Raw genomic sequence first — 11978 nt, 5'->3', positions numbered from 1 at the left:
GGGCCCGTCCGCGGCCCACGGTCACGCCGCGAACGTCCGGCGCAGGCAGGTGGCCAGGCGCTCCGGGGCGGGCGGGGCGAAGCGGCCGGCGAGGTACCCGTCGGGCCGCACGAGGAAGGCCTCCCCGGGGCGGGGCCGGTACGCGGCCGCGAACTCGGCCGCGGCGTCGCGCACGGACGGCAGGCGCCACTGCGGCGCGGGCGCGCCGGGGGCGAGCACTGCATAGACGTCCAGCTGCCCGTGGGCCGCGGACAGGGCGGCGACCGCGCAGGTGGTGACCTGGTCGTCGGGGGCGCCGGGGTCGACGTGGAGCAGCAGGGTGTGCCGCGGGCTGCGCAGCAGGTCGAAGAGGCGGACCGGGTACGTCGCCAGGTCGCGCTCCAGCCCCCGGCAGTCCGGCGCCCGGTCGCCCGGCGCGGGGCCGGCGGGCGCGGCGTCCGCCGCCCCCGGGGGCGGCTCGGTCAGCGGGCCGTCCGGGTACCCGACCAGCAGCTGCGCCTCCCGCCGCAGCACCGTGTCGAGGTCCTCGGCGTCGGCCGGCACGCCCGCTGCCCTGGCGTGCCGCACGGTCCGCCCGACCACCTCCTCGCCGACCGGGTGCCGTTCGGCGTGGTAACTGTCGAGCAGGCCGTCCGCGCCCAGCCCCCGCACGGCGAGCGCCAGCTTCCAGGCGAGGTTGTAGGCGTCCTGGATACCGGTGTTCATGCCCTGGGCCCCGGTCGGCGGGTGGATGTGCGCGGCGTCGCCGGCCAGGAAGAGGCGGCCCGCCCGGTAGCGGTCCACCAGGCGGTGGCTGATCCGGAAGGTGGACGACCAGCGCAGCGAGGAGGCCCGGGCCGGCTGGGGCGAGAGCCGGTCGAGCACGGCCTGGATGTGCCGAAGCTCGGGGGTCCGGCCGCCCTCCAGCCCGTGCTGCACACCGCCCGCCGGGTCGGCGGCCAGCTCGTCGGGCACCATCATCGACATCCGGTAGCGGCCCCGCCCGGGAAGCGGGATGCAGACCAGCACGTCGTCGACCCGCCCCTCCGCGTCGTGGTGCGTGGACCGGATGCCGTACCCGGGCGGGAGGTCCCAGTCGACCTCGACGTCGCCCAGCATGTACTGCTCGGGGAAGGCGTCGCCCCCGAAGCTCAGCCCGGCGGCCTTCCGCACCGGGCTGTGGGCGCCGTCGCAGCCGACCACGTGGCGCGCCCGTACCTCCCGCGGCCCGTCCGGGCCCCGGAGTCCGGCCCGGACGTGGTCGGCGTCCGGCTCCAGGGAGACCAGCTCGGTGCCGCGCTCGACGCGGGTGCCGAAGCCCGCGAGGTGCTCGGTGAGCAGGCGCTCCGTCGTGTACTGCGGCAGGGCGGCGAAGCAGTACGGCACGTCCGGCGGCAGGACGAGGTCGATCCGCGGGCCGGGCTTCCCGTCGGAGTAGAGGAGCTGGCCGAGCATCGGCACCGCCTCGTCGAGCGCCGCGCGGACCAGGCCCATGGTGTCCCAGACCTCCATCGTGCGCGGCTGGACGCCGACCGCCTTGGCGTAGTGCTGCGGGGCGGCCAGCCGGTCCACGATCCGGCAGCCGACGCCGTGGCGCCGCAGCTCGGCCGCGGCCGTCAGCCCCACCGGGCCCGCACCCACCACCAGCACGTCGATCTCGTCCATGACCGCTCCCGGGGGCTCGTCCGACTCCCTCCAGGCTGCGCCCGACCTGCGGCGGGCCGCCACCGGTGGCCGGCGCCGCGCTGCGCGGCCCGGCGACCGGACGGGGCCGAGGGCGGGGGAGGCGGCGAGGTGAACGGCAGGCCCGGCCGTCCCCGTCAGATTGCGACCAATTTTGAACACTTGGCAACAAAGACGATCAAGTCCTGACGGTCGGTCAAGCAGGCTTCTACGCTTCGTGCGGCTCCGGTTCGATCACGGAGCCGCCACCGTGCGGCACGGGTCACCGTGCCGCACACCCGCCCCGTCCCCCGACGAGCCTGGAGAAACCCCTCGTGAGAATACGTCGTTCACCCCGCCGCGCCTGGACGGCCGTGGTCGCCACCGGTGCGGCCACGGCCGCGCTGCTGGCACAGCCCGGCACCGCCGCGGCGGCCGCGCCGCCGCCGAACGTCACCGCCACCGTGGCCGTCGCGGCCTACCCGGCGGGCGTGGCGCTGGCACCGGACGGCGCCCGGGCCTACGTCGCCAGCCAGAGCAGCGGGGCCGTGACCGTCCTGGACACCGCCACCGACACCGTGGCCGCCACCTTCACCGCGGGCACCGGCTCGTACGCGGTGGCCGTGGCGCCGGACGGGCGGCACGCCTACCTGACCCACCACCTCGACGGCACGGTCAGCGTGGTGGACACCGCGAGCAACACCGTCACCGCGACCGTCCCGGTGGGTGCCGGGGCCTTCGGCGTGGCCGTCGCCCCCGACGGCGCCCACGCGTACGTGACCAACGCCGGCGACGCCACCGTCAGCGTGCTGGACACGGCGACCAACACCGTGACCGCCACCGTCGCCGTCGGCGCGGAGCCGCACGGCGTGGCGGTCGCCCCGGACGGCGCGCACGTGTACGTGGCCGCCTCGGGCGCCCAGTCGGTGGAGGTGATCGACACCGCGAGCAGCACGGTGGGCGCGCACATCCCCGTCGGCCACGGCGTCTTCGGGCTGGCGCTCAGCTCCGACGGCTCCCGGCTCTGGACCGGCAACGGCGGCGACTCCACCGTGAGCGTCCTGGACCCGGCCGCCCGCACCGTCACCGGCACCGTGACGGTCGGCACCAACCCGTTCGCCGTCACCCTCGCACCCGACGGGCGCCACGCCTACGCCTCCAACTACGCCGACGACACGCTCAGCGTCATCGACACGGCCACCCTCGCCGTGTCCGCGACCGTCCCGGTCGGCGCCAGCCCGTACACGCTGGCGCTCAGCCGCGACGGGCGGCGCGGCTACCTCGCCGACTTCACCGGCGGGACCGTCACCGTGCTCGGCTTCCCGCTGCCGGTGCCCGCGGTGACCGGGATCAGCCCGGCCTCCGGTCCGCAGGCCGGCGGCACGACCGTCACCGTCACCGGCACCGACCTGGCCGGCGCGACCGCGGTGAGCTTCGGCGCGGCCGGGAACGCCACCGCTTTCTCCTGCACCGCGACCAGCTGCACCGCCACCGCGCCCGCGGCCGCCGCGGCCGGCGCCGTCGACGTCCGGGTCACCACCCCCGGCGGCACCAGCGCGCCCGTCGCCGCCGACCGGTACACCTACGTCGCGCCCACCGCCGACCTCGCCGTCTCGCTCGGCGCCACACCGGTCGGCGGGCTGCTCACCGGACGGGTCGACTACACCCTCACGGTGACGAACCGCGGCCCGAACGCGGCCACCTCGGCCACGGTCACCGCCGACCTGCCCGTCGGGATGATCGCCTCCTCCACCGACTGCACCGTCGCCTCCGGCCGGCTGACCTGCACGCTCGCCACGCCGCTGGCGTCGGGCGCGAGCACCACCCGGCACCTGTCGCTGCACGTCGGGCTGTTCAACCTCGGCCGGACCTTCACCGTGACGGCCGTCCGCACCGCGAGCGCGCCCACCGACCCGGCCCCGGCCAACGACAAGGCGTCCCGCACCTGCACCTCCAGCCTGGCGCAGCTGAGCTGCAGCTGAGCGGTGACCGCACCCGCGTGACCGGACCGCGCCGGGCCGCCGGCCCGCCGCCCGGTCATCGGCCGGCGGCCGGGTGATCCGCCACGGCCGGGCCCGCCGCGACCGCCCCCTCCCCGCACCCGGGGAGGGGGCGGTCGCCGTTCCGGGCCCGAACCCACTGGACGAATCGTCCAGACTGGACGTACAGTCCAGATATGACCGCAGAGACCCCAGACCCGCGCGTCCAGGCCTGGTCGCCCGTCTGTCAGGCCGTGGCACTGCTTCTCGGGCCGTACGCCGAGGTGGTGCTGCACGACGCCGTCCGGGACGAGGTGCTGGCCATCTGGAACCCGATGACTGCGCGCGCCCCCGGCGACCCGTCGCTGCTCGGCGAGCTGGACCGGCAGGGCCCGTCCGCTCCTGACGTCTACGGGCCCTACGCGAAGCTGCTGCCCGACGGCCGGCGGCTCTCCTCGGTCAGCGCCGTGCTGCGCGACGCCGAGGGCACGCCCTCGGCGGTGCTCTGCGTCAACCTCGACCGCGGCCCGCTGGAGCAGGCCTCGGCGCTGCTGGCCGCCTTCGCCGCCCCGACCGCGCCCCGCCCCGCCCCGCTCTTCGAGCGCGACTGGACGGAGCGGATGAACGACGTCATCGGCGGCTACGTCCGCGCCCACGGCCGCCCACCGGAGCGGCTCACCCGCGAGGACCGGATCGCCGTGCTGCGCCGGCTCGACCAGGCCGGGGTGCTCGCGGTGCGCCGCGCCGTCCCGGCCGTCGCCACGGCGCTCAAGGTGTCCCGCTCCACCGTCTACACCCTGCTCGCCGACCTCAAGGCCGAGCCCGGCAGCGACCACGAGCCCGAAGCCGACCCCGACAGTGATCCCGACGCCGACCCCGGCCCTGAGTCCGACTCCACCCCCACCCCCCGACCCGCCGCACAACCCAGGACGACGCGATGACCAAGCTTCCCGACTTCCGGCTGGAAACCTACTTCTCCCGCTGGGAGTTCACCGCCCGCCACCACCTCACCGCCTCCGACGCCCAGACCATGGCGATGTCCGAACTGCTCGACCTCGCGAGCCCCGAGGACCGGCAGGCCTGGGACACCCTCACCCTCGGTTACACCGAGACCTTCGGCGACTCCGGCCTGCGCCGGGCCATCGCCGGCATGTACGAGCGGGTCGAGGCCGACGACGTGCTCTGCTTCGGCGGCGCGCAGGAGGGGCTCAACCTGGCCATGCAGGTCCTGCTCGGACCGGACGACCACGCCGTCGTGGTGACCCCCAACTACCAGTCCGCCGAGACCATCCCGCTCTCGCTCTGCGAGGTCACCGGCGTCGCCCTGGACGCCGACCGGGGCTGGGCGCTCGACCTGGACGCGGTGGCCGCCGCGCTGCGCCCGAACACCCGGGTGGTCTCGGTGAACTTCCCCAACAACCCCACCGGCGCGGTGATCGACGCCGCCGACTTCACCCGCCTCGCCGAACTCTGCGACGAGCGCGGCATCCACCTGTTCAGCGACGAGGTCTACCGAGGCCTGGAGCGCGACCCGGCCCGCACCCTGCCGAACGCCGCGGACCTCTCCGAGCGCGCGCTCTCGCTCAACGTCACCTCCAAGTCGCTCGGCCTGCCCGGCCTGCGGATCGGCTGGATCGCCTGCCGGGACCGGGAGTTGCGCTCGCGGCTGGAGCGCGCCAAGCACTACACCACGATCTGCAACTCCGCGCCCAGCGAGATCCTGGCCCGGATCGCGATCGGCAACCGCGAGCGGATCCTGGAGCGCAACCGCGCGATCATCGCCGCCAACCTGCCACTCTTCGACGAGTTCTTCGCCGGGTTCGCCGAGCTCTTCGACTGGCAGGCTCCGGACGGCGGTTGCGTCGCCTACCCGCGCTACCTCGGGGCCGACGGCGTGGAGGCGTTCTGCACCGGGCTGGTCGAGGAGGCCGGCGTGCTGCTGCTGCCCGCGAGCATCTTCCGCTCCGGGCTCGCCCCCACCCCGGCCGACCGGTTCCGGATCGGCGTCGGCCGCCGCGACCCGGAGCCCGCCCTGGACGCCTTCGCCGGCTGGCTGAAGGGCCGCCGCCGGTGACGCCGGCGGAGCGGCGGTGACGTCCGCGGAGCGGCGGTGACGTCCCTGGGCCGAGCCGACCGCCGTCCGGCCGGCGCGCCGGCTCTCAGCTCCTGCGGGCCGCCTTGGCACGGTACTTGAGGCCGATCAGCGCTCCGGAGAGCCCGTGCGGGACCAGCCACGAGACGTCCTCCCGGTCCACCGCGTCGAACCGGTACTTGTACGGTTCGGTGCCGCGCAGGAAGTCGAAGGTGGCCAGGCCCTGTTCGGCGGAGGCCCGCAAGGCCTCGGCGATCACCGCCGTGCCGAGCCGCAGCGGCGCCCAGGCCTGGTCCCAGCCGATCTGGTAGTAGGCGAACGTGTCGCGCCACCGGAACCCGTAGAGCACGCCGACCGCCTCGCCGGCTCGCTCGGCGACCAGGAAGGCCGGCCCCTCGCCACGGCCGGTGGCGGCGGCGCGCTCGATCAGCCGCAGGTGCAGCGGCGCGCGGGCGGGGTCGAAGGTGGTCGGCAGGCCGAGTGCGGCCCGCCGCTGCCGGTGCAGGCGCAGGACGGTGTGCAACAGCTCGGTGCGCTCGGCGAGTTCGCCCTCCCCGGCGGCCGGGGCCACCCAGCGGAAGGTGATCCCCTCGGCGGCCAGCTTCCGTCCGTACCGGCGGAGGTTCGCGCGGAACTGGCGGGAGCCGAGCGCGTCCGGTCCGGCGGTGAGGTCGGCGCGCGGGCAGGGGGTGCGGCCGGTCTCCACCGCGCCGGGCGGCAGCAGACCGGTCTGCTCCGGGTCGAGGTCGGTGAGCAGCAGCGTCGCCCGCCGGCCCCGCCGCCGCAGCCAGTCGGCCACCTCGGCGCGCCGCTCGGGCGAGGCGGTGAAACCGCAGTGGTCGGCGGCGCCCGGGCCGGAGCCCAGCACGGTGAGGCAGGGGACGGCCAGCGGCGCGCGCGGGTGGAGGCGGCGGCGGGTGCGCAGCAGCGGGACGACGGCCGAGACCCGGCCGTCCGCCTCGCGCCAGACGGTGACCTCGCCCGTCCCCTCCTGCGCGCCGAGCGTCTCCCACCAGGAGAGCGTCCACTCGGGCGTGGTGAACCACGAGCCGGCCGGATCGGCGGCCGCCAGCGCCCGCCAGCCGTCGAGCACCTCCGCCGGCAGGGCGGGGGACCGGTAGCGCACCGGCCGGGCGGCCGCCCCGTCCGCCGGGCGAGTCCGGACGGCCGCGCCGACCACCGCTCCCGCCCACGGGGCGCTGCCGCCGCTGCTGTCCGTGCCGTGCGTTCCGCCTGCGGGCGCCCCGCTCCCGGTGATCCCCAAAACCCCAACCCCCCAGTGCTGTTCAGACCCCGCCGCGCAGCCGGTGCACGGCGGGATGAAGCCCGGAGAGAATTGTGTCGAACCGGTCGCGGCTGGTGGTGGAGTTCACCCGAAGTCGGCTGATCCGCAGCGGCTGTCGGGGCAGCAACCGGTCGTGCCGGTGGTCGAAGAGGAAACCGACGCGGTAGCCGAGGCGCCGCAGCAGGGTGTCGGCGCGCCCGTCGAAGTTGCCGTTGGGGTAGGCGAAGGCGGTGGGCGCCTCGCCGCCGAGCCAGCCGGTGAGCGCGTCGTGGGAGCGGGTGATCTCGTCCTGGACGGTGTCGTCCTCGCAACGGTCCAGGCAGGGGTGGCCGGCGGTGTGGTTGCCGATCGCCACCCCGGAGCGGTGGAGCGTCAGCAGGTCGTCCCGGGTGAGCTGCTCCTGCCGGGGCGCGCGGGTGCCGGCGCTCTCCCGGAGTTCGGCGAGCGCGGTGCGGCGGTCGGGGTCGGGCAGCGTCTTCAGCCGGCGCACCACCGCGCCGGGGGCGCAGCCGGCCAGGCTGCGGGCGGTGCCGCCGCGGGCGGCCAGGAAGGCGGCTTCGGACCACCAGAACGGCCGGTCGCCGTCGATGTGTTCGGTGACCACGAAGGCGGCGGCCGGGATCTGCAGCCTGGTCAGCACCGGCAGCGCCTCGGTGAGGACGGTGCGGTCGCCGTCGTCGAAGGTGACCAGCACGCTGCGGTCCGGCAGCGGGCGGCCGTCGTGGACGGCCTGCTCGACCCGGGCCGGCGAGACCGGGCGGGCGATCCGGACCAGGCGGGCCATCTGCAGGGCGAAGGTCCGCGGGTCCTCGATGCCGTGGTAGGCGAGGACGGCGAGCCGATGGGTCGCCAGGAGGCGGAACAGCGGCTGTGCGGGGGAGTGGCGGAGCAGGGCGTCGACGGTGCTGCGCCGGTCGGCGAGGCGTCCGCGCGGTCCGGGCGGGGCGGTCGGAGTGGCCGGCGCGGGCGGCGCGGTCGGTGCGGCCGAAGTCTGCCGGGCCTGGTCGTGCAGGTGGCCGGTCTTGCGCGCGTCCTGGCCGATCGTCACCCGTCGGCGGTCCCCGCCGTCCGGGCCGGTCGGTCTCGTGCTGGTGGTCGGGCCGGCGTCGGCCCCGGTCGAATGCGTGGGCCCCTCGGGCATCGGCACGCTCCCCCTTCGTCCCCGTAGGTCCTGCGGCGGCGGGGGTGGTGCACGGTGCGCGGGCAGGCTCCGCCGTGTCGGCATGTGCCTGCCGGATGGGCGGCCCGCCCCGCCCGGGTGAATTCCCAAGATAGTGCAAAATCCCATGCTCCGAAGAGGGTTGTACAGGCCGGTCGGCGTTCGGCGGGAGGTTGGCGCATTGTTGACGAGGCCTTGGCCCGAGTGCGGGCTGGGAGGTTCCTGGGGGTGCTGCTGGGAAGGGGGAGGGGGAGGGGCCGGGGAGGGGGCCGGGGCTGCTGCCCGCCGTCCCGATCCCCACCCGGCCCCCGTCTCGGGCCGGCTTCACTGCTCGCTGCCGGCCCCGGCGGGCCTCACCTCGTCGAACGCCGGCCGGGCGCTTTCACCCGAACGACGGTGACGGACTCTCACCCGCCCGGCCCACCTGGGGCCTCATTCCGCCAGACGACGACGCGGTCACGACCGCCCGCGCACTGACGGATCATCATTCACCGCACTGCGGTGGGATCAGAACGGCCCGGTGCAGGCGGTCACCCGCTGGGTCGCGTCCAGGGCCGGGCCGCCGGTGGCACAGATCATCTTGAGATCGTGGGTGGAGACCCGCGGGGTGACCGCCTTGACGAAGCCGGTGGTGATGGTGGTCGCCGAGGCCGTGGTGATCCACGGGCTGCCCCAGGCCTTCTGGGTGCGGACCTCGACCTGAACCATCGTCAACTGCCCCGGGTCGGCGGCGGAGAACTGCGCGACGCCGACGACGCCCCCGCCGTCCTTCTCCTGCCAGACGCAGGGCCGGTCGACCACGGCGGCGCAGGCGGCTGCGCCGGTCTCGGCGGACGTGACCGCCGCCGAGGCGGGGGCGATCGTCGCCGCCGTGATACCTGCCGCCGCGACCATCAGAGCTGCGATCCGAGCGCGCATGATGTGAACCTCCTTGGAAAGAAAGGGAATCTCACTGGGTGGGATGAGTCTTGCATATTTCGAACGTGTGACATATGTGCGCTGCATCACACTCAAGGTGACTGTTCAACTACATGCTGCAACCGGATGATGTGTCACTGCTTGTTCCGAAGCGTTCAACTGTCAGTCAACTATGCTTACGAATCATGTGCTTGACGCCAGGTCGGAGCGGGCGGACGTGCGCGCCGCACCGGCGTTCACTCGTCCGGGTGGCGTACCCGCGGGAGTCGGTTCGGACGGCTACGATCGACCCGATCCACGGAGGTGGTCCGGATGGACACGGTCATCGTCCAACTGCCCGAACCCCGCCCGGAGGCCGCGTCCGGCGGGCGGTCCGCCCGGTCCTGCGCCGGGCCCCCGCGCCCCGCTGCCGCCGCCCGGGGCCCGGCGCCGGCCAGGCCCGCCCTGCTGCACCTCGGCCCGGGCGAGAGCGCCGAGTTCGGGCGCGGCGAGCCGGGCCGGCCCGCCGCCATCCCGCTCGCCGACCAGGGCATCTCGCGCCGCGCCGGGGAGGTCACCGCAGCCGAGGACTACTGGCGGCTCTCCAACTTCAGCCCCTCCGCGACCTATGTGGTGGAGAACCTGGAGGGCGCCGGCGAGCACGTCAAGGTCGCTCCCGGCCGGCTCGGCGCGCCGGTGCCCTTCGAGTTCTCCCGCGTCCTGCTGCCCGCCCTCGGCGAACCCGTCGAGTTCAAGGTCTTCGCCCCCCAACACGCCTACCTGGATGGCGAGTCGGCCGCCCACTCCGGAGAGCTGACGGTCAGCCCGTTCGCGCTCGACCCGACGTCCAAGTACTTCCTCGTCCTGCTCGCCCTCTGTGAGCCGCGGCTGCGCTCGCCCTCCGCCGCCGTGGTCCCCGGGGCCACCGACGTGGTGGAGCGGCTGCGCGCCCTGCCGTCCTGCCGCGGGCTCACCCGCTCCGCCGTCAACTACCACATCGACTACCTGGTGGCGACCAAGCTCCGGCTGCGCGAGGCGCCGGAGGAGGCCGCCGCCCCGGGCCCGCGCAGCGGCGGCAAGCGTGAGGAACTCGTGGCGCTGGCCCTGAAGTTCGACCTCGTCCGGGAGGAGCATCTGGCCCTGCTCCCGCCCCGGCACGGGCGCTGACCTGCCGTGCGGGCGACCGGACGGCCCGGCGAACCGAACCCCCCGGTGCCGCCCGGCGACCCCCGCTGCCCGGTGCCGCCCGGCTACCGGGTGGCCGGCTACCGCATCGGCGAGCCGATCGGCGCCGGCGCCTGGGGCAGCGTCTACGCCGCGCACGGGACGGGCGAACCCAGGGAGGCCGCGGTCAAGTTCCTCGGCCCGGCCCGGCTCAGCCCCGGGCAGCGGCGCACCATGGCGCAGATCGCCCGCAGCGAGACGCGGTTCAGCCGCCGGGCCGACCACCCCCACCTGATCCGCACCCTCGCCGTCGTCACCGTCGACGACCCCGCGCACCCGGAGCTCGACGGCGCGGTGGCGCTGGTCATGGAACGCGCCGCGCGCAGCCTCCAGGACGTCCTCGCCAACGCCCGCCCGCGCACCCCCGTCCCGGACGCCGACCGCCTCCTCGCCGAGGTCTGCGCCGGCCTGACCCACATGCACGCCGCGGGCTGGGTGCACGGCGACCTCAAGCCCGGCAACGTCCTGCTGATGCCGGACGGCACCGCCAAGCTCGCCGACTTCGGCCTCACCGCCGAGCTGGAGGGCACCCACGCCTACGCCCCTCCGCTCGGCTCGCCGGACCACGTCCCGCCCGAGTGGTGGTCCGAGCGGACCGGGGCGCGCGGCGTCGCCCTGCGGCCGAGCGCGGACGTCTGGGCCTTCGGTGTCCTCGCCCACCAACTGCTCACCGGCGGGCTGCACCCGTTCCTCGGCGCCACCGCCCGGGCCCGCTCGCTCGCCGCCCTGGCGTACGCGCGCGGCGCGGCGCCGCTGCGGCTGGACGACGCGCTGCCGCAGCGGTGGCGGTCGGTGGTGACGGCCTGCCTGGTGGCGGACCGGGAGGAGCGGGCGCGGGTGGACCTCGCGGCCCTGCTGCCGCCACCGGGCGGCCCGGGAGGCCCGGGCGGCCCGCGGGAGCCCGGCGGGAACGGCGACCGCCGGGACGCGGGGGCGTGGCGCAGACCGAGGGTCGGGGCGGTGGCCGGCGCCGGCGGCCTGGCTGCGGTGGCCGCCGTGCTGCTCGCCCTGGCCGGCGGGCCCGAGCCGGCGTCCGGCCCGGCCACCGCGTCCGGCCCGGCCACCGCGTCCGGCCCGGCCACCGCGTCCGGCCCGACGCCGGGCCGGGCCGTGACGGCGCAGCCCGCCGGCCGTCCGGCCGTCCCGTCCCCGGGCCGGCCGTCGCCCGCCGGTGCCATCCCGGAGGGCTCGGACGTGCCCGCCGCGCTGCGCGGGCCGATCGAGGACGCCGCCCGCCGCTGCCCCGAGCCGGAGATCACCCCGGTGCTGATCGCGGCCGTGCTCAAGGCCGAGAGCGGCTTCGACCCGCAGGCCGCCCGGCCGGAGTCCGGCGAGTACGGTGTCGCCATGTGGACGCCCGCGGTCTTCAACGCCTGGGCGCAGGACGGCGACCACGACGGCGTGAAGGACTACATGGACCCGGCCGACGCGATCGTCTCGATGGGCAACTACGTCTGCTGGCTCGACCAGCAGTTCAAGCACCGCGGTTTCACCGCCGACCTGCCCGCCCTCGTCGCGGCCGGCTACCGGACGAGCGACAAGACCGTCGCCGACGCCGGCGGCGTCCCCGAGCGGGTCCGACCGCATGTCACGAAGGTGCTCGGCTACCTCGCCGAGTACGGTGGTTGACCGGCGGGACGGCCCTCCGGAGGGCCGCTGAGCCTGGTCGCACCGGGTCGGGCCCCCGGCGGCGTTGCGTGG

General features: G+C 75.8%; 9 protein-coding genes. 5 read left to right on the top strand and 4 right to left on the bottom strand.

Features of this window, described 5'->3' with window-relative positions; translation table 11 throughout:
• Positions 1 to 21: 21 nt before the first annotated feature.
• Positions 22 to 1644 (bottom strand): FAD-dependent monooxygenase, encoded by a 1623-nt coding sequence (locus ACIPSC_RS35910; protein WP_400833367.1) that lies wholly within the window; start codon positions 1642 to 1644, stop codon positions 22 to 24.
• Positions 1645 to 1976: 332 nt separating this feature from the next.
• Between ACIPSC_RS35910 and ACIPSC_RS35905 the strand changes: the two genes are divergently transcribed.
• From ACIPSC_RS35905 to ACIPSC_RS35895, 3 genes are all read left to right on the top strand, one after another.
• Complete coding sequence (locus tag ACIPSC_RS35905) at positions 1977 to 3623, top strand: cytochrome D1 domain-containing protein (protein WP_400833361.1); 1647 nt, start codon at positions 1977 to 1979, stop codon at positions 3621 to 3623.
• 194 nt (positions 3624 to 3817) lie between these two features.
• Complete coding sequence (locus ACIPSC_RS35900; protein ID WP_400833356.1) at positions 3818 to 4561, top strand: transcriptional regulator; 744 nt, start codon at positions 3818 to 3820, stop codon at positions 4559 to 4561.
• The gene (locus ACIPSC_RS35895) at positions 4558 to 5694 is read left to right on the top strand and encodes an aminotransferase class I/II-fold pyridoxal phosphate-dependent enzyme (protein WP_400833350.1); all 1137 of its coding nucleotides are present in this window, start codon (positions 4558 to 4560) and stop codon (positions 5692 to 5694) included. The genes ACIPSC_RS35900 and ACIPSC_RS35895 overlap by 4 nt, the downstream gene beginning before the upstream one ends.
• Before the next feature lie 85 nt (positions 5695 to 5779).
• Here ACIPSC_RS35895 and ACIPSC_RS35890 read toward each other — a convergent pair whose 3' ends face one another.
• From ACIPSC_RS35890 to ACIPSC_RS35880, 3 genes are all read right to left on the bottom strand, one after another.
• Positions 5780 to 6976, bottom strand: coding sequence for a GNAT family N-acetyltransferase (locus ACIPSC_RS35890; protein WP_400833345.1), 1197 nt, complete (start codon positions 6974 to 6976; stop codon positions 5780 to 5782).
• A gap of 22 nt (positions 6977 to 6998) precedes the next feature.
• On the bottom strand, positions 6999 to 8138 hold the full coding sequence (locus ACIPSC_RS35885) for a polysaccharide deacetylase family protein (protein WP_400833342.1): 1140 nt from the start codon (positions 8136 to 8138) through the stop codon (positions 6999 to 7001).
• Between the two features lie 525 nt (positions 8139 to 8663).
• The gene (locus ACIPSC_RS35880; protein ID WP_400833339.1) at positions 8664 to 9074 is read right to left on the bottom strand and encodes a hypothetical protein; all 411 of its coding nucleotides are present in this window, start codon (positions 9072 to 9074) and stop codon (positions 8664 to 8666) included.
• Between the two features lie 312 nt (positions 9075 to 9386).
• Here ACIPSC_RS35880 and ACIPSC_RS35875 point away from each other — a divergent pair, with 312 nt between their 5' ends.
• Positions 9387 to 10220: a serine/threonine protein kinase gene (locus ACIPSC_RS35875; protein WP_400833336.1), complete on the top strand. Its 834-nt coding sequence runs from the start codon at positions 9387 to 9389 to the stop codon at positions 10218 to 10220.
• A gap of 45 nt (positions 10221 to 10265) precedes the next feature.
• Positions 10266 to 11906, top strand: a complete 1641-nt coding sequence (locus ACIPSC_RS35870) for a protein kinase (protein WP_400833333.1) — start codon at positions 10266 to 10268, stop codon at positions 11904 to 11906.
• The last annotated feature ends 72 nt before the right edge of the window (positions 11907 to 11978 follow it).

This window comes from Kitasatospora sp. NPDC090091 (genome assembly GCF_044747365.1).
Lineage (GTDB): Bacteria > Actinomycetota > Actinomycetes > Streptomycetales > Streptomycetaceae > Kitasatospora.
This window is presented reverse-complemented; position numbering and strand designations above follow the sequence as displayed.

Excerpts from the sequence above, each read along its gene's own strand:
- ACIPSC_RS35885 (WP_400833342.1), bottom strand. The coding sequence starts at position 8,138 with ATGCCCGAGGGGCCCACGCATTCGACCGGGGCCGACGCCGGCCCGACC.
- ACIPSC_RS35875 (WP_400833336.1), top strand. The coding sequence starts at position 9,387 with ATGGACACGGTCATCGTCCAACTGCCCGAACCCCGCCCGGAGGCCGCG.
- ACIPSC_RS35895 (WP_400833350.1), top strand. The coding sequence starts at position 4,558 with ATGACCAAGCTTCCCGACTTCCGGCTGGAAACCTACTTCTCCCGCTGG.
- ACIPSC_RS35900 (WP_400833356.1), top strand. The coding sequence starts at position 3,818 with ATGACCGCAGAGACCCCAGACCCGCGCGTCCAGGCCTGGTCGCCCGTC.
- ACIPSC_RS35910 (WP_400833367.1), bottom strand. The coding sequence starts at position 1,644 with ATGGACGAGATCGACGTGCTGGTGGTGGGTGCGGGCCCGGTGGGGCTG.
- ACIPSC_RS35880 (WP_400833339.1), bottom strand. The coding sequence starts at position 9,074 with ATGCGCGCTCGGATCGCAGCTCTGATGGTCGCGGCGGCAGGTATCACG.